The organism is Bartonella australis AUST/NH1, assembly GCF_000341355.1.
Lineage (GTDB): Bacteria > Pseudomonadota > Alphaproteobacteria > Rhizobiales > Rhizobiaceae > Bartonella > Bartonella australis.
Genome location: NC_020300.1, coordinates 430,660 through 457,195, shown reverse-complemented (window position 1 = coordinate 457,195; position 26,536 = coordinate 430,660). Strand labels below are relative to the sequence as shown.

Genomic DNA, 26,536 nt, shown 5'->3' with positions numbered 1-26,536 from the left:
CTTAAGCTGCGGATAACGTATAAAGGAGTGCCTTATGCCCCAAATTGATCTTATTATTTTTGATTGTGACGGAGTTCTGGTGGATTCTGAATATCTCGCAGCAAAAATCGAATCGCAACTGCTTCAAGAAATAGGATATAAAATATCGCCAGAAGAATTAAGTGAGCGTTATTGCGGGCTTATCTTTTTTGATATTCTTAAAAAAATTGAACAGGAAACGGAGAAACCAATCCCAGCTCATCTTATAAACAAAATGGACGATCTTTTTCGTGCGCAAATCAAAACTGAGTTACGTGCTATTGGCGGTGTAAGAAAAGCAGTAGAATTTATTAAGCCTCGCTATCCTTATTGTATTTGCTCTAATGCGACGAGCGTAAGTATAAAAGAAATGCTCACCGCCGTTAACATATACGATCTTTTTGAAGATAAAATATTTTCCGCCTCTGAAATTGGAGCTAAAAAACTAAAACCTGCGCCTGATGTTTTTCTTTTCGCTGCGCAACAGCTATGTGTGAAGCCGGCAAACACTATTGTTATAGAAGATTCTATTCACGGCGTACACGCAGCGACGGCAGCAGGCATGCGCACTGTCGGTTTTACTGGAGGATCTCACAGTTATTTTAGCCATACTAATGCCCTCACGGACGCCGGGGCTGAAACAGTTATTACAAGGCACACTCACTTGCCAGAACTTTTAGAAGCAATGGCAATATGGCAAGATTCATAATAATAATTAAAGTATATTAAACATACATCGACACCCTCTTCTGCAACTTTTTGTATCAAGATATCATTGAGTTAAAGCATATATCAGGGCAGTCAAAAGATGCCCAAAACGGTGTCAATAATGTATTGTAGAAATACTTGGGGTGTGGTGCATCTTTATCATAATAAATAATCCCGGTAATATCCAATTTAAAGTTAACTCAAAGGGCTAAATATCGCGAAAATAAACTGTATATTTCGGTAAATATTCACAGCGCAAACTGGGTAATGGTGCGGCTTGGAATAAGCTCAGTTAAAATCTTCAGCAAAAAATGACGTAAATATTAACCTGGCCAATTTTGAGTTGCAACCGCGCAATTATGTGGCTTGCGACGTCTATTTTCATGGATAAGATCACATTAAGTGTATAGCGCGTGCCTGCAACTTCGCACAATACCTCCTCATAAATTACACCGCCCGAATCATTACTTTCGTCTGAGAAGCGCGAGTCATCGTGAAATCACGGTCACGTGCAACTACGATAAAAACAGTAAGCGCAATGGTTAAGCGTTTATAAGCCCCCCCTTTGATGCGCCACACTGTCCTCTAATTTTACCTAGAGGTAACTGCATAAAATTGCACAAATTGTTAACAAATTAATGCTCCACAAAAAGTAAAAATAGATTTTCAGGCTATATGCAATATCCTCCTTTACGAGATCCAAAAATGCGTTATTCTCAAAAACATTTATTGCCAGGCATCGGCCTAAATGAATTCACCTTAGGCTTTTCCACAATCTTATTTTGACATTTAAAATATCGCAATGTGCAATACGACGTCTCCCTAGACCGATAAATTATGCTCTGGTCAAAATAGTAAATATGCGGTCATTATCGATACTCCACAGAAAATGATACAGACAACACTGCGATCTGAAACCTTCTTTGAAGAAAAATCTCAGATATTTGTATGTTATTTCCTAAAGCGCACATATCACCAATTCGGAAGCAGAAAACGATAACCAGTTACCACAAACTCATATACGGATATTAAAAATCATTTTTGGTTTATAAACGCCCATCATATCCACCCTAAAACTACGTAACTAATTGGCAGTGCTCGCGAAACAACACCCACCCCTCTGCTCTACGTACGCGGCAATGATTCTCTGCCTGAAAAAAGACAAATTATATATTGATTGCAACAGCCATCTTCGTGACTGCTCTCTCTGCTGAATTGCTGATTCTACCTCAAATACTCGCGGTATGAATACACTACGATTATCTTGTCTAAATAATTATTAAAAATGAAGAGTACTTTATAAGGCTTGCTAATAATGAAAAAATGGTAAAGAATTGCACTTCTTTACAATTGCGTGCATCTCATTAGAGTTAGCTGCGTTTATTCAAATCAAAGATACCCCACGTGCCTTTATGAATGGGCATTTGGTTTATTTAAATGGAGTCATGGATACATGGGTGTAGATATCAGTCGACTCGAGAATGGTTTGACTATCGCTACGCATACAATGCAGCAAATTGATAGTGTAGCACTCGGGATATGGGTCAAAGTAGGCTCACGCAACGAAACCTTCTCACAACATGGTATCGCTCACCTACTTGAACATATGGCTTTCAAGGGAACCGAAAACCGTACAGCCTTTCAAATTGCAACTGATATTGAAAATGTTGGTGGCGAAATTAATGCCACTACCAGTGTCGAAACAACCGCCTATTTTGCGCGCGTACTTAAAAATGATGTTCCCCTTGCTATTGACATCCTAGCCGACATTCTAACATCCTCAAAATTCAACGAGGATGAATTAGAGCGGGAAAAACAAGTCATTTTTCAAGAAATTGGTGCCGCTTATGATACTCCAGACGATGTTGTGTTTGACCACTTTACTAAAACGGCCTTTCGTAATCAGTCCCTTGGGCGCTCTATTTTAGGAACACAAAAAACGATTCAATCATTTACATCTGCTGATCTTCACAATTTCATGAATAAGCAATACAGCGCAGACCGCATGATTGTAGTTGCAGCGGGAGCAGTAGAGCATGAAAGGTTTCTGCGCGAAATAGAAAGTCGCCTTGGCACTTTTAGATCACATTCAACAGCTCCTTTCGCTAACCTTGCTAATTATATTGGCGGCGACTTTCGTGAGTACCGTGATTTAATGGATACACAAGTTGTTCTTGGTTTTGAGGGACGCCCATATCATGCACGTGATTTTTACGCAGCTCAAATTCTTTCTATTATTCTTGGGGGAGGCATGTCATCGCGCCTCTTTCAAGAAATTAGAGAAAAACGCGGATTATGCTATTCTATTTATTCATTTCACTGGGATTTTTCAGATACTGGACTTTTTGGCATTCATGCTGCTACGGGACAAGAGGGACTAAAAGCGCTTTTACCGGTTATTCTTGAAGAACTCTCTAAAGCAAGCCAAAATATTCAAGTAAGCGAACTCCGGCGCGCGCAAGCGCAATATCGTGCCAGCCTCACAATGTCGCGGGAAAACCCATCTAGTCAAGCGGATCTTATCGCCCGCCAAATTCTTCTTTATGGCCGACCAATTCCAATATCTGAAATGACTGAGCGCTTGGAACTTATTACGCCAGAGCGCCTCACTGACTTAGCAGATCGCCTTTTTATAAATTCCAATCCGACACTAGCAGCTGTCGGCCCTATCGGCACTCTCATGAATTTTGATGATCTAACCTCGACTCTTTCATCCAATACAACCGGCGCTCTTGGCGCGCGTAACCGCAGCGAACAAAGATTTCCCTAAGTATTTCAATTTATGTGTTTTCTACGAATGAAACATCACCGAAAACAGCCAATATTATGGCGCGTACATATTTTATAGTTAAAATCATAGCAAAAATTCTTTTATCAAATAAGTTTAGAAAATGTTTATCAAAAAAACATACAAACTCACTTAATTAACGCTTTATATGATCAAGACTTGAGCGGGCAAGGGTATATGTGCAAAATATAAAAACCGATATTTTTTTACCTTTTAAAATATAGAACTCCATCAGTTTTAAGATTCATTGCAAAGAGCAAATATCTAGTTTATTTTCGTGTAGGATTGCGTGACTTTTTTGAAAAGTAACGGTCGCCCTTCAGCAAAAAATAAATCTTAAAACAGTGGGTGTATTTTCTAGAAAATCTGATTTGAAATTAACTGGCCTACAACACCGAAAGTGGAATATTGTGGAAAGCTTGCGTAAAATAATCGATATCATCCTTGTTACGGTAATGGGCTTTTTTGTTTGCCTGACATCAGCGCAAGCCGTTGAGCCAATTAAAATTTCCCCTCAAGATGTAGCTCTTGATCTATCAAAAGCGATTGAAATACACCATACGAGTAACCCTATTTTCCAAACGAGTACGGCACCGGGGCCAGATGGTGTTATATGGCGTATTGAAGTGCAGGCTAATGACGAAAATTTTTCTGGAAATTGGGCTGTTTTCGCCCTCGCGAATCCGACAGATGAACAAATCGACCGCCTTATCGTCGCACCTCATTACCGTATGGCTCACTCGGGCCTTCTTTGGCCGGATCTCGATTCAACGCGCATTCATTCCATCACTCCTAGTGAAGGTTTTTCCCTCGATCGTCAAACAAGTGCAAACTCAGATGTGTTTCGTATCACACTTAATCCCGGTGCCATCGTTACATTCGTTGCAGAACTTAATTCTTCTAATTTACCGCAAATTTATTTATGGCAACCTGAAGCTTATAAGGATACAATCAATTCTTATACGCTTTATCATGGTATCTTACTTGGCATATCAGGTCTTTTGGCGCTCTTATTAACTGTCCTGTTTGTTGTTCGCGGAACAAGTCTCTTCCCTGCAACGGCTTCTATCGCTTGGGCTGTCCTCTTCTATATTGGCATCGATTTCAATTTTTTGAATAAATTTTTCGCAATCACGCAAATAACAGAACCAGTCTGGCGCGCAGGTACAGAGGTCGCACTCGCCGCGACACTTTTCATATTCCTTTTTACCTATTTACGCCTTAACCGCTGGCATTATCACTTCAGCTATGGCGCAATTGCGTGGATTATAGCTCTTTGCGGTTTAGGAGCATTTTCTATTTATGACCCCACCAGAGCAGCAGGAATAGCCCGTTTATCATTCGGCTTCACTACCGCACTTGGTATTATCTTGATTAGCTATTTTTCAATCCGCAGCTATGACCGTGCCATCATGCTTATTCCAACATGGTTATTAATTAGCTTTTGGTCTTTTGGAGCTTATGCTTGCATAGTAGGATATCTAGATAACGATATTATTCAACCAGCTTTAGCGGGAGGGTTAGTACTCATTGTCCTACTCATCAGCTTTACCATTATGCAACAAACTTTTTCAAATGATTCTTTTCATGAAGGAATATTTTCTGATCTTGAACGGCAAGCGCTCGCTGCGAGAGGGGCTGGGAATATCATTTGGGACTGGGATGTTGAACGTGATCGCATTGTCATTCACCCGGATATGACAGCCCTCTTTGGTACTGAATCTCACAAAATTAATGGTACCATGGATAACTGGATTTCAGCTTTGCACTACGATGATCGTGAGCGCTTTAATGCCGTTCTAGACATTATTCTTAAACAAAAAAAGGGGCGCATTGATCAAATTTTTCGACTCTCTTCCGGCGGAGGTTACTATCATTGGTTTTCCCTTCGCGCGCGCCCAGCCATGCAAAAAGATGGGAATATTACCCGCGTAATCGGAACTATTGTCAATATTACTAACCATAAAAAAGCCGAAGAACGCTTATTGCACGACGCAGTTCACGATAGTTTAACTGGCCTGCCTAACCAGCAAATTTTCTTTGACAGACTACAAAATTACACTTCCTTAGCCAGAGAAAATATAAAAATTAGGCCAACCGTCCTTATGATTGATTTCGATAATTTTCGTCAAATTAATCGCAAATTGGGCATAGCTGTAGGCGATACTATACTTCTGATAATCGCGCGTCGTTTAAGCCGGCTCATAAACCTCCAAGATACTTTATCACGCCTTTCTGCAGATCGTTTCGCAATCATTTTACTCAGCGAAACTAGATCACAAAAAATCGCGGCGTTTGTAGACCACCTACATAAAATAATTTCGGCACCTATTTCGCTTGCCGGAAAAAAAATAACGCTTTCCGCATCAATCGGACTCGTTACGTGGAGTGAAAGCAGATCGACTGCTAAAGATATTTTTGATGACAGTGAGCTCGCGGTGATCCACGCAAAACAAAAAGGCGGCAACCATATTGAGCCTTTTCGCCCAAATTTTCGTACTTTCAGCACTGAGCATGAAACTATGGGACACGATATACGTCGCGCCATAAAATACAATGAAATGAAAATTCTTTATCACCCTATTCTTAACCTATCAGACGGGCAAATTATTGGTTTTGAAACGATTGTAGAATGGCATCACTCAAATCACGGAAATTTAAGCATCTACGATTTCATCAAAATTGCGGAAAATGAACAGATCATTGCGGATTTAGCGCAATTTATCATCGATAATGTTGTTACTGATCTTGCAAATATACAAGAAAAATTTACTCAACCATCTTTTTTCATTTCGATCAATTTACCAAGCGCAGAAATGGTCCATCCTTTTTTTATAAATCAATTGCGCTCTGCTCTTCTTCGCAATCCACTCACTAAAGGACGCTTAATGATAGAAATATCGGAATTTGTTTTGAGAAGAAATCCTGAACAATCAGCCCATTTTCTCGAACAAATTAAGGGACTGGGAATAAATCTCGCGCTAGATAATTTTGGGACGGGTTATTCGTCGCTTTCCTACCTCGTCCGCTACCCATTCGATATGGTAAAATTAGACCGCTCACTCATCTCAATAGGTACACCTAAGAAAAAGCTTGTCCTCAGGTCAATTATCAACATGGCCACTGAGCTCAACTTGCAAATTATTGCGGAAGGTGTTGCGAACGAAAAGGAGGCCATCTTTTTGCGTCAAGAAGGCTGTCAGTACGTTCAAAGTACGATCGTTACCAAACCAATCGCCGTTGAAAGATTAATCACACTCGTTCAAAACAATTTTCCCTATAAAGCTTAAGGTATCATAGACAGAATGTTAAAAAGCTCACAAAATAATGAATGCATTCAGGCGTGGCCTATTTCAGAAACAAGATAAGCCGGGTTAATTCCCATACGAGTGAGGCTTTCGTCGTACTTACTGCTTATATCGCTTTCAAAAAGAAAACTAGGCGACGTGGGGCTGGTTAACCAACCATTCGCGGAAATCTCCATCTCGAGCTGTCCTGCTTTCCATCCCGCATAGCCTAGCGCTATAAGTGCGTGCTGGGGGCCTTGTTCGCAACTAATGGCTTTCAATATATCGATCGTTGCAGTGAGGCAAATCTTATCCGTGACAGAAATTGTTGTCTCACAAATATAATCATCTGAATGAATCACAAAACCTCTGGAAGTATCAACCGGCCCGCCGTAACGTACCGGAAATTTTTTTATCGGCTCAGAAAGATATTTTTTTTGAGGCTGGCTGATCACTCCGAGTTGAAATAAAAGTTCGGGAAAATCAATATCGTGCGGCTGATTAAGAATAACTCCCATAGCACCAGCGTCAGAATGAGCGCAAATATAGATAACAGAACGAATAAAGCGCTTATCACTCATTTCAGGCATTGCTATAAGCAACTGTCCGTTCAAAAATCCACCACCTTGTTTCATTAATTTGATATTCTCCGTGACTTATATATCAGACTTCAACTAAGTTAATACAAAAAGAAAATAAAGCCTAAATGAAAAAACTTCAAATATTTACAATGTCACAAAGAACTTCAAATATTTTTTATAAAAATCTTTTAATAAGTTTGAGCCTGATAATCGCGTTTTTAGGACAATCCAACTTCGCTATTTGTGCTCAACCAGAGCAAGAAGCAAACCTTTTTGCAACACCATGGTATAAATCAGACGGTAACCGTGTGAGATTAGCTGTAACAAAACCTTCTCTTTCTGGAACGAGGGACGGCGTTATCGAAATTATCCTGCAACCAGGATGGAAAACTTACTGGCGTAATCCAGGAAATTCAGGCATGGCACCGTTTTTTAACTTCGATCAGCAAGTTTCTTACGAAATTTTTTATCCCGCCCCACAACTTTACGAGGCGGGCAATGACTGGTCATTAGGCTATAAAAATCATGTTGTATTACCCTTTAATATTTCCAATTCAGAAGAAAATTTAAGTGGCTCATTAACTCTTGGAATATGTAATAAAATCTGTATCCCTTTTACTGTTAATTTTAATTTTTCCCCGTTTACCAAAGAAAATAAGCGCCTCCCTTTATCCTTATTAGCAAACGCTCGAGCTGCTTTACCCAGGACGATGCACAACGAATTTAAAATAAGCAGCGAAAAAAATAAGGACACCCTCCTGATAAAAATACAACATAACAGTGACAATATACCTTTAGCTCTTTTTTTAGATGGAGGAGAAATACAAATTGGACCCGCAAAAAAAATAAACGACCAGGAAGGATACACCCTCTTTAGCGCGCCTATATATTTTGCTCCTAAAAAAACAGACCGCACAGTTTTTTATATAGTCTCTTCTAAAGACCATGCTTTCAGCGGAACGTTCGTAATACACGCGGAACCGAGTCATCCAACTCTTCTATAAAGAACCCAAAAAAAATCTCGAAAAATTACGCTAAAAAGCGTCCATTTTCGCGATATTCAATGATAGCTCTGCGCGCGAGCGCGTCCGCGCGCTCATTATCTGGATGGCCAGCGTGCCCTTTTACCCAGTGCCATTTGATAGTATGCCTAAAACAAGCTCTATCAAGTTCCTGCCATAACTCCATGTTTTTAACGTTTTTTTTCGATGCGGTGCGCCAATTATTTTTTTTCCAACCTTCGAGCCACGTAGACACTCCATTTCGCACGTAAACTGAGTCTGTATAAAGGGCGACTGAACAAGGCTCCTTAAGTGCGTTCAGTGCGCAAATCGCCGCTGTCAATTCCATTTGATTATTGGTAGTGTGCGCTTTTCCGCCGTAAAGCTCGCGTTCGTGGCCCTTCCAGCGTAAAACTGCTCCCCATCCTCCGGGCCCGGGATTGCCGGAGCACGCGCCGTCTGTATAAATTTCAACGACTTTTTTTTGATTTAACATAAAATTTGAAAATCCAATCTACTTAGCGAATCCGTATCATTGAAAAATGAAGCTTTTTTCAATAGTCCCATAAATTTCCCTTAATGACAAAGCCACCAGATAATGTATTAAAGCAATGACAGAACTCTATAAGTAAAAAGCGCGAAATTAGAATCATACACTAATCCAAAAAACGCTCCCATTGCTCAAAAAAATCAATAGCCCAATTTTTGATGATCCGCTGATAAGCTACGCACCCTGATTAAACTATAAGAATGATCGCACCCAGGATACTAACCGGTTATAAATAGGCCACAAGATTATAAATTCAAAAGCCCTCATAAATGACCCGAGAAATCTATAATATCTATCAAAAATGGGACCATCCAAAATACGTTAATTATCCACTAAATCAGCGCGTACAGCACCTTTTTGTAAATATAACAGCTAATAACCGCCTAAAAAATAAACTTTATATCAATTTTTGCCAGAATCTTTCCGGTAGCATACTTCCTTCTACTAAATAATTTTCCGCGACTCTTCCCAGTCCAAACTAAACAAATATTTTTAGCCAAAGCGGGGTCTCAACCGGCTAAATACAGCCACGCTCAATTACGCCCCACCTCACAGAAATGATATATATTAGATTTGCAAATCCTCATATTTTCTAGAAAAGGAACCAGCTAAAACGTCCTTCCTGATCTAGTAATTTTTCCCTATCCTCCTCTCTTCTTGAGGGAAAGGCGCTTCCATGCCGATCACACTGCTGCATAGAGCTTCTCAAAATCAATCTTTCTCTGACGCAGAAAATATCATATTTGGATTGCTGGCGCCTCCTTCTATCTTTTGATAGAAAAAACTATCAGGTGTTGAGTTTTGAGCGCTTTCAAACCATTTTGGTAAATATTAATCTGCTGTCATTCCGCTTTTGTTTTAAGCGTTCGTTTATTGCGATTCTCATCTATTAGTGCCTCAGACTGACCGTTAACAAAAGCCGTATCATATGGAGTTAAAACAGCATCACGCAATTCACGATTAACCAGAAACGCTTCTTTTTCTACTGCAGTTTCAGCCAATTCTATTGCAACATCATAACGTTCACGGAAAGCCGAGATAATTTCATCCACAATAATTTCGGGAGCAGATGCCCCAGCAGAAAGACCGACGACTGAGAGAATTCCCAAATGATCAAAATCAATTTCATCAGCACGTTGAACTAAAATAGATCGCCGCGCTCCGAATCTCTCAGCAACTTCTACCAAACGTCGCGAATTAGATGAATTTGGCGCACCGACAACCAAAAATAAATCACTCCCCGACGCCGCAGCCTTAACGGCATCTTGTCGATTAGTGGTAGCATAACAAATTGATTCAGCGGCTGGTGTTTTTAAAGCAGGGAAACGTCGTCGCAGTACATCAAGAATTCCTGCTGTATCTTCAACAGAAAGCGTCGTTTGCGTCACAAATCCCAATTTATCAGAGTCACCTGGTTGATAATGTAAAGCGTCCTCTATTGTTTCAATTAATGTGACAGCCCCTTCTTCAAGCTGCCCCATCGTGCCTATCACTTCAGGATGGCCAGAATGGCCAATCAAGATGACATGGCGACCATGACGTTGGTGCCGTATAGCTTGTTTATGAACCTTAGAAACCAACGGACATGTTGCATCGAGGTAAAACAAATTATGGCGACGTGCTTCCTCTGGAACAGACTTCGGCACACCATGGGCAGAAAACACAACGGGTTGGCTGCGATGTTCTTCAGGAATCTCATCAAGCTCTTCAACAAAAACAGCCCCGCGTCGCTGTAATCCCTCAACCACATAGCGATTATGCACAATTTCGTGCCGGACATATACTGGAGCCCCATATTTTTTTAATGCAAGAAGGACAATCTGAATCGCACGATCGACTCCAGCACAAAACCCACGCGGACTGCAAAGGCGTATTGTTAAAGGGGGAAGCCCACGCATAGCCTATCCTTGATGTTAGCGATCTTTATTACCCAAAGCACGTCAATGTACAACAAATAGTATAAAAAGAAAAACTCGAAACATCACCTTTACGCGACAACGCTATATCTCCTTAGTACAGCACCGCAGTATGTTGACTTGCACGAACAGATTGATTTTACTCCTTTATTTAATAAAGGCTAAAAGGTAATAAAATACCAAATTAAGGCTTCAACCAAGAGAATTCCGAATATAGCAGCCAAATAAAAGAGCGAAAAGAAAAACATTTTTTTCGCTATGCGGAGGGTTTCGCTGTGTGTACTAGCTCTCCATAAGCGATAAGCAAGATAAACAAAAATAACGCTTAAAATCGTTGAAAATACGCCATAAACACCCCCTCCAAGGCCTGTAATATAAGGCCCCGTCGCGCACACTGCCATAATAATAGTGTAAACTAAAATTTGTTTTTTTGTCGAATACTCGCCCCGTACATTAGGCATCATAGGAATAGCCACAGCGTCATAATCAGTGGATGAAAACAACGAAAGAGACCAAAAATGTGGCGGAGTCCACATAAAAATAATTAAAAATAATAGGAAGCTATCAACACTCACTGTCCCCGTCGCGGCCGCCCACCCAATCATCGGTGGGAAAGCTCCGGCAGCACCACCAATAACAATATTTTGTGGTGTTATACGCTTGAGCCAAATTGTATAAATAACAACATAATAGAAAATTGTAAAAGCGAGAAAAAGCGCTGTAAACCAATTAACGAAAAAACCCATAACCGAAACTGAAACTACAGAAAGAGCCAGGCCAAAAACTAATGCCTTCCTGCGGCTTATTTTCCCGGCAGGAATTGGGCGATTTTGGGTACGTTTCATTATTGCATCAATGTCGGCTTCATACCACATATTCAGCGCCCCTGCAGCACCACCACCCACAGCAATACACAAAATCGCCAAAAAGCCATAAAAGGGATTCATAGTAACAGGCGATACTACTAATCCAACTAAAGCTGTAAAAACGACGAGCGACATAACTCGCGGTTTTAATAACGCGATATAATCATATACGCTGGCTACTGGTGGGACTCCTTTACTGCCCGTGGCTGGTAGTTTTCCTGAAGCGAACATTTTGCTCAAAGACCTCTTCTATCTGTCATCCATAAGCAAACATTAACCTCGCATATAAGAGCGATTAATGAATACCATCACGCTTTTGAGACTATATTAGGATGTCTATATATGTACCTATATGTACATACCCGCTAAAAACAGATACAAGCTTTACAATAAAAATGTATTTTTTCAATAATATTATTTTTATAAAGAAAGACAAAGCCACCGCAAAAATGAACAATATTCCTCTCAATATTGCAAAGAAGCCTAGAAGGTCCCATTCTTTTCGTTTTTTGCTTCTATCCTCTATAATACAGGTTAAGCACCCAAACAGACCCAGGTTTTGCGTGGGTATTCCAGCTTTCGAATTCATTTTTCATGAAAATTTATGCACAATGCTATAATGACGACACAATGACGATTCGGATAGGAACTTTTATGCTACTTCATCAATTCTTAAAAAAAATCTTTCTCGTTGGCGCTATTATTTGTGCACTCTGCAGTATTTTTGCCAACCATACTGTTGCACAAATGCCCAACGCACACAGTATTCCTGCTCCACAAACTTATGGTGCGTGGACGAAAATTTGTTCTTTGCCGCCTGGCACCCCTAATATGCAATGTGAAGCTGTGCAAGATGTGCGCACACAGGACCGACGCGATATTACCTTTCGTATCGCATTTTATAAATTACCCGGAAATAAAGGAACTTTGATGCGTGTTTTTGCACCTATTCTAGTTGAATTGCGTCCTGGTATCCTCATTAAAATCGACGGTAAAGACATAGGGAAAATAACGTATCGTCGTTGTTTGAACAATGTTTGTATCGCTGAAGCTCTCCTCAAAGAAGATATGCTAAAACATTTCCTAGAAGGAAAAACGGCGATCTATTCTGTCTTCACAACCCCTGAAAAAGGAATCGGTGGTCTCGTTGACCTTAACGGTCTCAGTGATGCTTACTCAGCTTTACCAATGTAATAAAGAGCGCTTGTAGCACTCCAGAGGTTTTTCAGTAAATTCTCTGATAAAGAAAATGGAAAATTTCCAAACATCAACGAAAATAGGATAATAACTATGAAAGCGCTGATTGATCGTTTTGATATAGCTTCTTCTAAAGTGCAATCACTTGTGCAAGAAGCGCTTCATAATGCCGATGACGGTGAATTGTACCTCGAATATACAGAAAATGAAGCGCTTTTGTTGGATAACGGACAACTGAAAAATGGCTCCTTTCACCAAGATATGGGATTCGGTCTACGCGTTGTTGCCGGAGAAGCCACCGGGTACGCTCACTCCGGTGAATTATCGGCTGTTGCGCTCAAACGCGCGAGCAAGGCAGCTAAAGCCGCCACTTACAATAACCACGCAGGGCCTTATAGTGTAGCGCCCCGACTAACAAACAAGAAACTCTATCAACCAAACAATCCTCTTGATAATCCGTCATTTGAGGAAAAAAGTGCGCTCTTGCAAAAAATTGATGCGTATTTACGCAAAAAAAGTGACAAATTACATCAAGTGACTGTTTCCCTTTCTGGATCACTGCAGCATGTTGAAATTTTGCGTGCTGACGGGTATTTTGTTCGTGATATCCGCCCCCTTGTGCGGCTTTCTGTCTCTGTGGTTGCTGCTGATGGCAATCGACGTGAAAATGGCTTTTATGGGTGTGGAGGACGGCAAGCGTTTGACCGATTCATTAACGAAAAAAATTGGAAAATTGCGGCTGACGAAGCTCTTCGCATGGCTCTAGTAAACTTAGAAGCAGAAGAAGCGCCAGCGGGAGTATTTGATGTTGTTTTAGCTAATGGATGGCCTGGCGTTATGCTTCATGAGGCCGTTGGCCACGGTTTAGAAGGCGACTTTAACCGTAAAAAGACATCTGCTTTTTCCGAACTTTTAGGCCAACAGGTGGCAGCAAAAGGTGTGACTATCGTTGATGATGGCACAATTCCTCAGCGCCGCGGGTCGCTCACTATCGATGATGAAGGAACACCGTCAAGCCGCAATATTTTGATTGAAGATGGAAAATTAGTTTCCTTTATGCAAGACAGACTTAATGCTCGACTTATGGGCGTTAGCCCAACCGGAAATGGGAGACGCGAATCTTACGCTCATACGCCAATGCCGCGAATGACTAACACGATGATGCTAGCAGGGGACAAGACACCTGAGGAAATTCTATCCTCGCTAAAAAGCGGTATCTATGCTGTTTCATTCGGCGGGGGACAGGTAGACATTACCTCTGGAAAATTTGTCTTTGAATGTACTGAAGCTTATCGGGTAGAAAATGGTAAAATCGTAGCGCCAATCAAAGGTGCGACGCTTATAGGAAATGGACCAGATGCCATGAAACGTATCACAATGATTGGTAATGATAGCGAGCTCGATAGTGGTATAGGTACATGCGGAAAAGCGGGACAAAATGTCCCCGTTGGCGTCGGACAACCTCACCTACGAATCAATGATATGACGATCGGTGGAACAACATTTCCATAAATGTGACTCGAGAGAGTTTCACCTTAAAATTTTCTTAATATAATTCAAAATAGCCGCGCAGTTTACGCTAAAGCTTCCAGCCGGCTTTTGCTTTGCGTTTGCTCAAAACAGCAACAACCTCTATATGAGGAGACCACAAAAATTGATCAATTGGTGTAACTTTCTCTATTATATAACCACCTGCCACGAGAATAGATAAATCGCGGGCAAGTGTAGCAGGATTACATGAAACAGCGACCACGTACGGCACCGTTGTCTTTGCCAATTCGCGCGCCTGTTCTTTTGCACCAGCGCGCGGCGGATCAAAGACAACGCCATCAAAACATTCAAGTTCCTCTGCAAGAAGCGGACAACGGAATAAATCACGTTTTTTGCAAGTGACTGTTTTTAAACCATGGGTAAAACGTGCGGCACGATCTAAGCTTGCTAATGCTAATCCATCATTCTCCACTGCATGAATATTCATTTTTTTAGCCATACGCAAAGTAAAAGTTCCTGACCCTGAGAATAAATCAGCGACGTTTTTTGCCTTTTTCAAATGCGCCAAAATAATATCACTCATAATAGTCTCTGCTTCGGCAGTGGCCTGAAGAAAACCACCCGGAGGAAGTTCAACGCGTATATCTCCAAAATAGACAAACGGCTTTTCTTGTTCAACCAAGATTTCATCTTCGACAGATAAGCGCGTGATTCCAAATGAGAGAGCAGCGCATATTATTTTTTGGCGGACAGATTCATTCAGCGCAATGTGACCACTTAACGCAACGTCGAGGCCATTTTCGGTAGATGTGATCGTTACATGAAACCGCTGAGCGCGACTACTTAAAAGAGCACATATTCTTCTGATAGCGCCTAGTTTAGATATAATCTTCGGGCAAGCAACTGGACATTCCTCAATTGCTACGAGATCATGGGATAGATAACGGTTAAAACCGACGGTACAGCCCCGCTGAGTTGTAGATGCAGTCAAAGTAATACGCCGGCGACTATAGCGCCCACACTCAATTAAAGGGGAAACGACTACATCAAGCCCGCATTCTCTGAATCTATCAACCACCAATTGTCGCTTCCAAAAACAATAAGCATCGGTCCGCCAATGCTGCAGCACGCATCCTCCACATTTCTCAAAATGTTGGCAAACAGCGTCAACACGTTCCGGTGATCTTTCTTTTATCGCAGTAAGGACGCCGTATTTTCCACGAAAATCGACTTTTGCAATCTCTCCCGGTAAAGCAAAGGGAACATTAACAAAGCTCTGTTGTATCTCAGCAATACCACAACCACTAGCTCCGATGCGGCTAATTATCACATCATTACTCACTCTTGTTTTTCCCCAAATAGCAAATACTCCAAATTCCCGTCGCCACCAGCGATGGGAGAAGGGAGCAAACCTTTTGCTTTCCACCCTATTTGAGTGTTTAACCAGCCAAAAAGCTCTTCAGCGATTTTTTTTGTCATTAACGGATCTTTCAATATCCTACCATTATCAATATTCCCCCGACCAATCTCAAATTGGGGTTTCACTAACAAAACTGCTTGCGCTCCCTTTTTGGCTAAAAATAAAGCAGGCGGTAATGCAAGCTTGAGAGAAATAAAACTCACATCCGATACAATGAGGTCAATCTCGTGCCCCCCCAAATGCTCCTGTTTCAAATCTCTGACATTCAAACCTTCTAGTAAAGTTATCGCGCTGTTGCCCGATAAACGGGCGTCAAACTGACCATGGCCAACATCAACAGCAATAACATGAGCTGCTCCACGCTCTAAAAGAACCTGCGTAAAACCTCCTGCTGATGCGCCAACATCAATAGCAGTAACTTTAGTTGTTATAATAGGAAATGTATCAAGTGCACTAATTAACTTCAACGCCGCACGTGAAACATAATTCTGCGCAGGATCGCAAACTACAACCTCGGCATCATCATGAACCATTTGCCCAGCTTTAAAAGCTATTTTTCCGTTGATCTTTACCGTTTGCCGTACAACCGCGTCACGTGCACGTGAACGCGTCGCAAAAATTTTTTTTTCAACTAAAAAAACATCTAGCCTTTTTACAGTTACCATGTCATACTTAAAACTTGTTATACTGTCCGGGTTTCGCGTCCTAGAGCACTAAAAACAGTTTTAATAATGCCGGCCGCATCAAGTCCAATAAGCGAAAGAACCTTCTCCGGCGAACCATGATTTAAATATTTATCCGGAAATTTTAGCGTGCGGACTTTTAAACCGTGTTCTAATAACCCCTCTTGCGCTAAAAATTGTAATAAATGCGCTCCAAATCCTCCTACTGCTCCCTCCTCGATTGTTACCAACACTTCGTGCTCACGTGCCAAACGGCGCATTAAATTCTTATCTAAAGGCTTTGCGAACCGTGCGTCTGCGACAGTTGTCGACAGCCCCTCTGCCTCTAATTCCTCAGCTGCCGATAATACTTCAGACAACCGTGTCCCAAAACAAACCAAAGCCACCCTGCTTCCCTCACACAAAACACGCCCTTTACCAATTTCAAGTAACTCACCGCGCTGCGGCAAAACTATCCCAGTACCCTCACCGCGTGGATAACGAAAAGAAATAGGCCCCTGATCGTAATCTGCAGCCGTACGCACCATATGCATAAGTTCCACTTCATCAGAAGGAGCCATCACGATAAAATCAGGTAGAGCTGCCAAAAAAATAATATCAAAACTGCCGGCATGAGTCGGGCCGTCTGCGCCCACAAAACCTGCTCTGTCAATCGCGAACCGCACCGGTAATTTTTGAATCGATACATCATGAATAATCTGATCATAAGAACGCTGTAAAAAGGTAGAATAAATGGCAACAAAAGGTTTATAACCTTCACAAGCAACGCCCGCAGCAAAAGTCACAGCATGCTGTTCAGCAATACCAACATCAAACATCCTTCCGGGAAATTTTTCAGCAAAAACATCGAGGCCAGTCCCTGTTGGCATAGCCGCCGTCACAGCAACAATCTTATCATCATAGCTAGCTTCTTCTATTAAAGCCTTAGAAAACACTTTTGTATAGGGAAGGCAATTACTTCGTGCTTTAATTTGTTTGCCCGTAATAACATCGAAACGACTAACACCGTGGTATCTATGAGATGATGCTTCTGCAGGTGCGTAACCTTTGCCCTTATGTGTTACTATATGCACCAAAACAGGACCATTGGGATATTCGCGGACATTTTTTAAAACAGGCAACAAGTGCCCTAGATTATGGCCGTCTATCGGTCCAACATAATAAAAACCAAGCGCGTCAAACAGGGTACCACCAACCAAAAAACCACGTGCTAATTCTTCTGAACGACGCGCTTTCTCTGAAAAGAATTTGGGCAATTTCTTGTTCAATATCTTCACTCGTTCACGAAAATGACGATAGGAAGGACGAGAAACTAAGCATGCAAGATAGGCGCTCATGGCACCAGTAGGAGGCGCAATGGACATATCATTATCATTGAGAATAACAATCAAACGTGCGTTTAAAGCGCCGGCATTATTCATTGCTTCATAAGCCATACCGGCAGACATAGCGCCATCACCAATAACGGAAATGATGTTACGTCTTCCTTCTCCTTTTAACGCGCTGGCTACTGCCATACCAAGACCGGCCGAAATAGAAGTAGAAGAATGACCAGCACCGAATGGGTCATACACACTTTCCGAACGTTTTGTAAAACCTGACAAGCCACCCTCTTGGCGCAGCGTACGAATCCTATCTCTGCGACCAGTCAAAATTTTATGAGGATAAGTTTGGTGGCCGACGTCCCAAATAATCCTATCGTTAGGTGTATTAAAAACGTAATGTAGTGCAATAGTTAATTCAATAACACCAAGTCCTGCACCGAGATGACCACCTGTTGCAGAAACTACATCGATTGTTTCAGACCGCAGCTCATCAGCCAATCGCGCTAAGTCAGACTCAGCCAGTGTCCGCAAATCTTGCGGCAAGCGAACACGGTCAAGCAGCGGTGTTAATGGCCGAGGCAAACCTTCCCCCTTATATTATCGACACAGTTAGATGATAAATACACATCTTTTGTTATCCCACTCGTAGTGTGATGTATTTTGATTGAAATATTTCACCTCTCCGGGCTTATCCACAGCTTTTAACTCATTCAACGAAAAAGAAACCGATAAAAGCCATCTTATCTTCCTTAAATTTTTATACCTCTTACCGCTTAATAAATACAGAAAACTGTTCTGCATTATTCAGGATCAAGTGGAGTTAGACCTTCAGGGCACCCTTCATCTGAGAGCTGAATTTTCTCAACTTTAGCTTCAGCTATCTTTAATAATTTGTCACAATGATTTTTAAGAGCTTCACCGCGCTCATAAATATCGATAGATTGCTCTAAAGGAACGTCCCCACGTTCCAAATTTTCAACAATCACTTCGAGTTGCTTGAGCGCTTCCTCAAAACTTAATGTAGCAATATCTTCTTTTTTAATTTCTTGTTTCATGTAACCCTCATACAATATCTGTCCTCGATATTCGAATCCCGAAATTTTCTAAGCCGGCGTAATGGAATCCTTTAAGAGCGTAAATAATAACAGAATTAACCCCTAAATCTTTCAAAATTTGTGCCCCTAAACCAATTCGGTGCCATTCTTTTTCACGTCCAATTTTCCGCGCATGACCTGCTGCATCCTTCATTCCCATTTCTCGACCATGAACAACCGGCTGAGAACCAAAATTAACAGATCCCTCGCGTAGATAAACGAATACACCACGTTTCTCTTTTTCTACCATACGCTGCATAATAATCCTTACGTCTGATGATTGACCGAAAACATCACCCACAATATTTTCATGATACAAGCAGACTGGGATATCTTTACCGTCGTAAATATCACCCAAAACGACTGCAGCATGCTGAACTATTTCCCAAGGGAGCTGATAACCCCAAATCACAGCTGGCCCCGCAGACGTTTCTATATGCATCTCTCCGACACGTTTAACCAGTATTTCTTCTCGCTGACGATAAGCAATAAGGTCAGCAACCGTTACGATATGCAATTGGTTATCTTGTGCAAATTTTACAACTTCGTCTCCATGCTTGACGCTTCCATCATCATTAACTAACTCACCAATGACACCGACTGGCGGTAAACCAGCTAATTTGCATAAATCAACAGCAGCCTCAGTGTGGCCCGAACGTGTCAGAACACCGCCTTCACTCGCAATCAGGGGGAAAATGTGCCCTGGACGGACAAAATCATTAGCATCACTATTTGGGTCAGCAAGATTACGCGCAGTTAATGTACGGTCATATGCTGAAATACCGGTCGTTATTCCACGTTTAAGATCAACGGTAACAGTAAATTGAGTACAATGCGCTGAATTATTATCCGAGACCATAGGCGAAAGATTAAGTCGTTGCGCCTTCTCCTTCGGCATAGGTGCACAAATGATGCCCGATGTATGACGAATGATAAATGCCATTTTTTCTTCTGTACAATGAGAGGCGGCAACAATTAAATCACCTTCATTTTCACGATCGTCATCATCCGTAACCACAACGACTTCACCGCATTCAAAAGCCCTAATGGCAGAAATAATTTTTTCCTGATTATAAGTCATCATCAACCTTTCAAATGCCGCCAACTTGGCCACAATATCTCAGATAATGATCCGCAATAGCACAAGTAGCCATCGCTTCACCGATGGGAACAGAACAAATCCTAACATATGGATTATGACGCCCTTCCGCCGCAACATCCACATTATTACCATTGATATCAATTGAGCAACGAGAAACTAAAATTGACGGTGTGGACTTCATAGCGAAACGCGCAATAATCGGCTGTCCACTCAATATCCCGCCTAAAATACCCCCAATGCGGTTAAACAAAAAAAAACAATTTCCCATCACTTCCCACCCGCATTCCATAGGTATTTTTCTTACCAGTTAGAGCAGCAAGTGCAATATCCTGATCAAGCTTTGCATAAATAGGCGCTTCTAAACCCGCCGGGACGTTTTCTGAAACGATCTCAACAATAGCACCTACCGGTGAACCAGCTTCGCACAGCCCATATACATAAACAGCGGAAATATCTGCCGCTTCTGTATCAGGTGCGACAAAAATATTACTATCGACCTCTGACCAGTCCCAGCAATCATAATCGATCTTATAAGGACCGATTGCTGCCGCCCCTCCCCGCACAGTTAAATCGGGAACGATTTTACACGCAAGAACCCCCGCCGCGATACACACTGCCGTCTCGCGCGAAGCATGCCCTCCACTACAATAATCACGGATACCATATTTTACGTCGTAAATATAATCTACATACCCTAGGCCGCACTGATCAATAATTGGGTTATAATCCTGAAAACGTTGATCTACGTTTCGAATAAACATCGAAATTGGTGCGCCCATTGCCATAAATATTACACCGTCATCTCGAAAACGGCCCCTGAGAGAACCTCTATTTGATCTAATTCTTGGCACTGCGCCGTATATTTTGATTGTCTCGGTCCACGTTTATCAAGATATGTTTGAATTTTCGCAAGAACAAAAGCAATCCCCGGAAGATAACCATCAACAACACAGCCGAGAGCAACGCCGTGACTTTCACCCAACGTTATTAAACGAAATAAACGACCAAATATATTATGCGACATGGAAAAAGACCCTCTTCTTTTTCAAACATACACGACTATAGTACACGGCCAACCGCGCGCAATACAACTCCGTCCAAGATCATTGTTACTGTTTCAGCTGTGATCAAAATAGATAAAACCTCGCGAATAAAGCTTTAATCTTTGACAACAGAAATATCCGGCGCATCAACAGCCTTCATACCAATAACATGATACCCAGAATCCACGTGATGCACCTCACCTGTAACAGAGCGGGATAAATCTGAGAGAAAATAAAGGGCAGAATCGCCAACTTCTTCTATTGTTACCGTACGACGTAAAGGAGCGTTATATTCATTCCACTTTAAAATATAACGAAAATCACCAATGCCGGAAGCCGCTAACGTTTTAATTGGTCCCGCAGACACAGCATTAACGCGGATATTTTTCGGACCTAAATCCACAGCTAAATATCTCACACTCGCCTCAAGAGCTGCTTTGGCCACACCCATTATATTATAATTAGGGACAACTTTCTCCGCGCCATAATAGGTCAACGTCAAAATTGATCCACCGTCTGTCATCAATTTTTCTGCACGCTGCGTGAGAGCCGTCAACGAATAAACAGAAATATTCATCGTCATCATAAAATTTGATTCGCTGACATCAACGTAGCGACCACTTAATTCGCCTTTATCAGAAAAGCCAATAGCATGAACCAAGAAATCTAGTTTACCCCATTTTTTCTCTATCGTGCTGAAAACTGCATTAATAGACGCGCTATCAGAAACGTCACAATGACCACAAACACTTCCCCCCAATTCTTTGGCCAAAGGCTCAACACGCCTCTTCATCGCTTCACCTTGATAGGTAAAAGCAAGTTCCGCCCCTGCCGCACTCGCTGCTTTAGCTATTCCCCAGGCAATAGAGCGATTATTAGCAAGCCCCAAAATCAAACCACGCTTACCGTACAACAAACCATTATTATTAGCCATAAGCACTGCCTCATTGCTGTTCCAAATTACATTATCAACCTGCCTATGACATAGGTCGACTTTTTCTTCAAGCAATTGGTTCAAACATCAAACCAAAACAACGATTTTGCGCGCTCAGAATAGCTTAACTTTTTTGCATTCGCAAAAACTGCTCTAACGCGGCGTCTCTGCTTTCCGGCAGCATAACACGGATATGCACGTAAAGATCGTCTCTTTCTCCGTTTTTTAAACGAAGTCCCTTCCCCTTTAATCTCAAAACACGATCAGAACTCGACCACGCAGGAATTGTCAAAACTACACGACCTTCTAGCGTCTCGACCTCTTCTTTTGTTCCCAAAACAGCATGTTTGAGAGAAACCGGCAAATCGAGGTGAAGCGCCCGCCCTTCAACCCGAAAACGAGGATGTTTTTGAATATGGATTGTCACAAGGGCGTCCCCAGCTTGCCCATACGGACTTTCTTCCCCCTGGCCTTTTAAACGAATAGTTTGCTCATTTTCAACGTAAGCTGGTAATTTAATTTTTAACTTTTTCCCGTTAGGAAAAATTGCTTCCACCTTTTCTGCGCCGACTATCTGTTCTAGTGTTACTGACAGATTGGCACGGACGTGAGAACCTCGTTGAGACGGGTTATATTTTGTAGAATTTGGGAAGCCTTCCCCTTTCCCAAATAAATCACGAAAAATATCATTTACATCAAAACCTGCACCACCTGAAGAATTAAAATCAAATCCTCTCGTCTCTCCTGAAAAAGGATTCTGTCTATTTCTGAAATTGCCCCCAGCACCATAAGCTTGGTGGATCGGCTTTCCTTCTGCATCAATTTCACCGCGATCAAATTGCGCTTTTTTATTTTTATCGCCTATAATTTCATAAGCTTGATTAACTTCAGAAAACCTCTCCTTAGCCTTCGCATCATCCGCATTATGATCTGGATGATACTTCTTTGCTAATTTTCTGAATGCAGATTTAATCTCCTGCGGTTTTGCGGTACGTTCTACACCAAGAACCGTATAGGGATCACGCATATTGCCCTCTTTCCAGCCTTTTCATCTTCAAAATATCAACTAAGTTGTTGTCAAATATTTTTTATTGCCTCTATTACTTTATCGATTTATTTAATAAACTTCTTTTCTTTTACCTATTATCTATATGTCTATAAAAAAACGAAAATACCAGATAAGATGGATATTTTTGTACTCAGTGTAGTTCATTAGATTCTATACTAAGAGTAAAAATAACTGCAACACCACGAAAATACATGACGTCGCTAAGTTTTTAAGATAAGAAGAAAAGCAATAACTTACTTTTCGTTGACAAAGACAACTCAGAGCACACCTTATTTGTGCTAGTGGGCGTGGGTGGGTATTCGAGTATATTATGGACGATAAAATACCAACAAACGACGATTTTATGCAGACGCAAAAGCCTTTTGCACTTTTCGCAAATTGGCTTGAAGAGGCAACAAAAAGCGAAATAAACGATCCTAATGCTATGGCATTGGCGACAAACGATGAGAGAGGGTTACCCAATATCCGTATGGTTCTCCTCAAAGATTTTAGCTCTAAAGGATTTGTTTTTTACACAAATTACGAAAGTCGTAAGGGGCAAGAAATCTTAAAATCGATGAAAGCAGCCTTGTGCTTTCACTGGAAATCGCTCCGCCGCCAAGTCAATATTAGGGGCATTGTTGAAAAAGTTAGTGCTGAAGAGGCAGACGCGTACTTCCAATCGCGACCGCGTGAAAGCCGTATTGGTGCGTGGGCATCGAAACAATCTCGGCCGCTAAAAAACCGTTTTACTCTTGAAAAAGCGGTCGCTGAATACACTGCGCGCTACGCCGTGGGTGATATTCCGCGCCCGCCCTATTGGTCTGGCTTCCGCATTAACCCTCTTTTCATCGAATTTTGGCGCGACCGCCCATTTCGTTTACATGATCGCTTGCTTTTTACGCGAAATTCTACCGAGCAAAACGACTGGCAAAGACAAATACTCTACCCCTGAGTTTCCAGTCTTTAAAGTCATTAGGCCTTTTCGTCAATAAAACGGTCACTTTTTTGTTTCTGCACCGCATAAGATATGATTTTTTACTACACTTTATGCTAAACTGCGGGGTACAATATCTCCCAAATGCCCCCGCACACTAAACCAAAAAAGATCCAGAAACCGACGAATGAATTTGACTTAAAAAGCTTTAAACACTGTGGGCTATTATCTATATCGATAACTTTAATTTGGGTAAACATTTGACCAGCAGCAATAAAAAGTCCTAAAAAACTAACGACAGGTACCTGTGCCAGATAAAATGCAAAACCGACCAGCATTACAAAGCCGCTATACAAAAATGCCAAAACGCGCTTAGTGTTTTTCCCAAAAAGAAGCGCCGTGGAACGTATGCCGATGATGGCGTCATCTTCCTTATCTTGATGAGCGTAAATTGTGTCGTACCCAATCGTCCATAAGATTGAGCCTGCGTAAAGCATAATCGGCGCCCAACTAAGACTCCCGTATATAGCGGCCCATCCCATTAATGCGCCCCAATTAAACGTGACGCCTAAAAAAAATTGCGGCCAATCCGTCACACGCTTCATGAAAGGATAAAATGCAACCGCGACTAAAGATGAAATGCCTAAAAAAAAACTAAACACATTAAATTGCAATAAAATGCCTAAACCTACTAAACATTGCACCAATATAAAGATTTTTGCCTGAAGCCGACTCACGTGACCCGTTGGCAATGGGCGAGAGCGTGTCCGTTCTACCTGAGAATCAATCTCGTGATCGACGAGGTCATTCCAAGTACAACCCGCTCCACGCATAACTACAGAACCCACAAAAAAAAGAAAGAGATACCAAATCCAGCTGACGATAATTGGCGAAAAAAGCGACAGAGGCGCTTTATAAGAAAGAACACCCATGGTTGTCGACCAAAAACAGGGCCACATCAATAACTTCCACCCGATAGGCCTATCCCAACGCGCTAATTGAGCGCAAAGCCGCAAAGAGGGAGGAAAAAAATGATAGACCCACTGCCTGCCGGGCGCATCCATAACCCGCCCCTCGTATTCGCGGGATTGGACACGTATAATATTTTTGCTTTTTTTCGTCAAATAAATTCACCTTTTAGCTTGCGATCGAAACGTTTCATTTTTATGACAGAAAAACTAATTTAACCACCTTCTATGATAGGAGCAAGCAATGAACGTTCTTCTTATCGGCTCAGGCGGGCGAGAACATGCTTTGGCATGGAAAATAGCAGCATCCCCGCTCTTAACAAAACTATATTGCGCTCCCGGAAATCCCGCAACAAAGGAATTTGGCGAAAATATTAACTTGGACATTGATGATCATCCCCTCGTCATTGATTTTTGCAAAGCACACTCCGTTGACCTCGTAGTTGTTGGACCAGAAGCACCCCTCGTCGCGGGGATAACAGATTCCCTTAACGCCGCTGATATCTGTGTATTCGGTCCTAATCGGGAAGCCGCTCAACTAGAAGGGTCGAAAAGCTTTACAAAAAATTTATGTAAAAAAAATAACATCCCCACAGGAGACTATCAATGCTTTGATGATGCCTTAAAGGCAAAATCTTACGTGTGTCAACATAGCCTTCCTGTCGTTATCAAAGCAGACGGCTTAGCCGCTGGGAAAGGCGTCACCATCGCTACAACAATGAAAGAAGCGTTCAACGCCATAGACTCCTGCTTTGAAGGCGCCTTCGGTCATGCAGGAAAAAAAATTGTTGTAGAAGCCTTTATTGAAGGTGAAGAAGCAAGCTTTTTTTGCCTTTGTGATGGTAAAATTGCTATTCCCTTTGGATCCGCCCAAGATCACAAACGCGTCGGCGACGGCGATACCGGGGCTAACACCGGCGGCATGGGAGCTTACTCACCGGCGCCTGTTATGACAGAAGAAATGATTACCCGCACCCTCAAAGAAATTGTTGAACCAGCTCTGCACGGTATGGCCGAAGCGGGGGCGCCCTTTAAGGGTGTTCTCTTCGTTGGACTGATGATAACCCGAACAGGACCTGAATTAATTGAATTCAACGTGCGATTCGGTGATCCTGAATGCCAAGTTTTAATGATGCGTCTTAAAGATGATATTTTGCCGCTTCTTCTCGCATCAGCTCAAGGAAATCTCACAAATAAATATCCTAAATGGTCAGAAAAAGCGGCTTTAACAGTCGTTATGGCTGCTGAAGGTTACCCAAATTCTCCTCAAAAAGGTAGCGTTATCCGTAACGTTGATAAAGTGGATACTCTACCTAACGTAAAAGTTTTTCAAGCTGGTACAGCTTTACGTAACGGGGAATTAATCGCTGACGGTGGACGTGTTTTAAACATAACGGCAATAGGAACGACTATCGCACACGCACAAAAACGTGCCTACGAAGCTGTTGATTATATTGATTGGCCACAAGGCTTTGTTCGGCGTGACATTGGATGGCGCGCTATTGTACAAAAAAGTTAGCTTTTAAAGCGTCATTTCCCTATGCGTAAAATGGCGCGTAAATTTGCCAACTATTTTGCA

At 41.8% G+C, this 26,536-nt stretch carries 21 protein-coding genes and 1 pseudogene; 8 read left to right on the top strand and 14 right to left on the bottom strand.

Annotated elements, in window-relative coordinates:
- Nucleotides 1–34 precede the first annotated feature (34 nt).
- On the top strand, nucleotides 35–727 hold the full coding sequence (locus BANH1_RS01965; RefSeq protein ID WP_015397763.1) for an HAD family hydrolase: 693 nt from the start codon (nucleotides 35–37) through the stop codon (nucleotides 725–727).
- 446 nt (nucleotides 728–1,173) lie between these two features.
- Here the strand turns inward: BANH1_RS01965 and BANH1_RS07565 are convergent, their stop codons facing one another.
- Nucleotides 1,174–1,305, bottom strand: a complete 132-nt coding sequence (locus BANH1_RS07565) for a hypothetical protein (protein WP_256378711.1) — start codon at nucleotides 1,303–1,305, stop codon at nucleotides 1,174–1,176.
- Between the two features lie 874 nt (nucleotides 1,306–2,179).
- On the opposite strand from BANH1_RS07565, the gene BANH1_RS01960 reads away from it, so the two are divergent.
- Both BANH1_RS01960 and BANH1_RS01955 read left to right on the top strand, forming a co-directional pair.
- Nucleotides 2,180–3,496, top strand: a complete 1,317-nt coding sequence (locus BANH1_RS01960) for a M16 family metallopeptidase (protein WP_015397762.1) — start codon at nucleotides 2,180–2,182, stop codon at nucleotides 3,494–3,496.
- A 428-nt stretch (nucleotides 3,497–3,924) separates the two neighbouring features.
- Nucleotides 3,925–6,804, top strand: coding sequence for an EAL domain-containing protein (locus BANH1_RS01955; protein WP_015397761.1), 2,880 nt, complete (start codon nucleotides 3,925–3,927; stop codon nucleotides 6,802–6,804).
- 47 nt (nucleotides 6,805–6,851) lie between these two features.
- Here BANH1_RS01955 and BANH1_RS01950 read toward each other — a convergent pair whose 3' ends face one another.
- Nucleotides 6,852–7,436 (bottom strand): YqgE/AlgH family protein, encoded by a 585-nt coding sequence (locus tag BANH1_RS01950; protein WP_015397760.1) that lies wholly within the window; start codon nucleotides 7,434–7,436, stop codon nucleotides 6,852–6,854.
- A gap of 71 nt (nucleotides 7,437–7,507) precedes the next feature.
- Here BANH1_RS01950 and BANH1_RS01945 point away from each other — a divergent pair, with 71 nt between their 5' ends.
- Nucleotides 7,508–8,386, top strand: a complete 879-nt coding sequence (locus tag BANH1_RS01945; RefSeq protein WP_015397759.1) for a protein-disulfide reductase DsbD domain-containing protein — start codon at nucleotides 7,508–7,510, stop codon at nucleotides 8,384–8,386.
- 25 nt (nucleotides 8,387–8,411) lie between these two features.
- On the opposite strand, the gene rnhA is transcribed toward BANH1_RS01945, so the two are convergent.
- The 3 genes from rnhA to cyoE all read right to left on the bottom strand — a co-directional run bounded on the left by rnhA (nucleotide 8,412) and on the right by cyoE (nucleotide 11,946).
- Complete coding sequence (gene rnhA / locus BANH1_RS01940) at nucleotides 8,412–8,879, bottom strand: ribonuclease HI (RefSeq protein ID WP_015397758.1); 468 nt, start codon at nucleotides 8,877–8,879, stop codon at nucleotides 8,412–8,414.
- 896 nt (nucleotides 8,880–9,775) lie between these two features.
- Nucleotides 9,776–10,831, bottom strand: coding sequence for a 4-hydroxy-3-methylbut-2-enyl diphosphate reductase (gene ispH / locus BANH1_RS01935; RefSeq protein WP_015397757.1), 1,056 nt, complete (start codon nucleotides 10,829–10,831; stop codon nucleotides 9,776–9,778).
- Between the two features lie 179 nt (nucleotides 10,832–11,010).
- The gene (cyoE, locus tag BANH1_RS01930; RefSeq protein ID WP_015397756.1) at nucleotides 11,011–11,946 is read right to left on the bottom strand and encodes a heme o synthase; all 936 of its coding nucleotides are present in this window, start codon (nucleotides 11,944–11,946) and stop codon (nucleotides 11,011–11,013) included.
- A gap of 423 nt (nucleotides 11,947–12,369) precedes the next feature.
- On the opposite strand from cyoE, the gene BANH1_RS01920 reads away from it, so the two are divergent.
- A complete protein-coding gene (locus tag BANH1_RS01920) occupies nucleotides 12,370–12,909 on the top strand; it encodes an invasion associated locus B family protein (RefSeq protein ID WP_015397755.1) in 540 nt (179 codons plus the stop codon).
- A gap of 96 nt (nucleotides 12,910–13,005) precedes the next feature.
- The gene (tldD, locus tag BANH1_RS01915) at nucleotides 13,006–14,424 is read left to right on the top strand and encodes a metalloprotease TldD (RefSeq protein ID WP_015397754.1); all 1,419 of its coding nucleotides are present in this window, start codon (nucleotides 13,006–13,008) and stop codon (nucleotides 14,422–14,424) included.
- Between the two features lie 67 nt (nucleotides 14,425–14,491).
- Here tldD and BANH1_RS01910 read toward each other — a convergent pair whose 3' ends face one another.
- The 8 genes and pseudogenes from BANH1_RS01910 to BANH1_RS01875 all read right to left on the bottom strand — a co-directional run bounded on the left by BANH1_RS01910 (nucleotide 14,492) and on the right by BANH1_RS01875 (nucleotide 23,031).
- A complete protein-coding gene (locus BANH1_RS01910; protein ID WP_015397753.1) occupies nucleotides 14,492–15,745 on the bottom strand; it encodes a class I SAM-dependent RNA methyltransferase in 1,254 nt (417 codons plus the stop codon).
- Nucleotides 15,742–16,488, bottom strand: coding sequence for a TlyA family RNA methyltransferase (locus BANH1_RS01905; protein WP_015397752.1), 747 nt, complete (start codon nucleotides 16,486–16,488; stop codon nucleotides 15,742–15,744). The genes BANH1_RS01910 and BANH1_RS01905 overlap by 4 nt, the downstream gene beginning before the upstream one ends.
- A 17-nt stretch (nucleotides 16,489–16,505) precedes the next feature.
- The gene (gene dxs / locus BANH1_RS01900; protein WP_015397751.1) at nucleotides 16,506–18,413 is read right to left on the bottom strand and encodes a 1-deoxy-D-xylulose-5-phosphate synthase; all 1,908 of its coding nucleotides are present in this window, start codon (nucleotides 18,411–18,413) and stop codon (nucleotides 16,506–16,508) included.
- 218 nt (nucleotides 18,414–18,631) lie between these two features.
- On the bottom strand, nucleotides 18,632–18,886 hold the full coding sequence (locus tag BANH1_RS01895; protein WP_015397750.1) for an exodeoxyribonuclease VII small subunit: 255 nt from the start codon (nucleotides 18,884–18,886) through the stop codon (nucleotides 18,632–18,634).
- Nucleotides 18,887–18,893: 7 nt separating this feature from the next.
- The gene (ribB, locus tag BANH1_RS01890; protein ID WP_015397749.1) at nucleotides 18,894–20,006 is read right to left on the bottom strand and encodes a 3,4-dihydroxy-2-butanone-4-phosphate synthase; all 1,113 of its coding nucleotides are present in this window, start codon (nucleotides 20,004–20,006) and stop codon (nucleotides 18,894–18,896) included.
- A gap of 10 nt (nucleotides 20,007–20,016) precedes the next feature.
- Nucleotides 20,017–21,051: pseudogene (locus BANH1_RS01885) on the bottom strand (chorismate synthase).
- Between the two features lie 134 nt (nucleotides 21,052–21,185).
- On the bottom strand, nucleotides 21,186–22,004 hold the full coding sequence (gene fabI / locus BANH1_RS01880) for an enoyl-ACP reductase FabI (protein WP_015397748.1): 819 nt from the start codon (nucleotides 22,002–22,004) through the stop codon (nucleotides 21,186–21,188).
- 124 nt (nucleotides 22,005–22,128) lie between these two features.
- Nucleotides 22,129–23,031, bottom strand: coding sequence for a DnaJ C-terminal domain-containing protein (locus tag BANH1_RS01875; RefSeq protein ID WP_015397747.1), 903 nt, complete (start codon nucleotides 23,029–23,031; stop codon nucleotides 22,129–22,131).
- A gap of 352 nt (nucleotides 23,032–23,383) precedes the next feature.
- On the opposite strand from BANH1_RS01875, the gene pdxH reads away from it, so the two are divergent.
- Nucleotides 23,384–24,007, top strand: coding sequence for a pyridoxamine 5'-phosphate oxidase (pdxH, locus tag BANH1_RS01870; RefSeq protein ID WP_015397746.1), 624 nt, complete (start codon nucleotides 23,384–23,386; stop codon nucleotides 24,005–24,007).
- Nucleotides 24,008–24,105: 98 nt separating this feature from the next.
- Here pdxH and ubiA read toward each other — a convergent pair whose 3' ends face one another.
- Nucleotides 24,106–25,053, bottom strand: a complete 948-nt coding sequence (gene ubiA / locus BANH1_RS01865) for a 4-hydroxybenzoate octaprenyltransferase (protein ID WP_051039112.1) — start codon at nucleotides 25,051–25,053, stop codon at nucleotides 24,106–24,108.
- A 148-nt stretch (nucleotides 25,054–25,201) separates the two neighbouring features.
- On the opposite strand from ubiA, the gene purD reads away from it, so the two are divergent.
- Nucleotides 25,202–26,476, top strand: coding sequence for a phosphoribosylamine--glycine ligase (gene purD, locus BANH1_RS01860; protein ID WP_015397744.1), 1,275 nt, complete (start codon nucleotides 25,202–25,204; stop codon nucleotides 26,474–26,476).
- Nucleotides 26,477–26,536 lie beyond the last annotated feature (60 nt).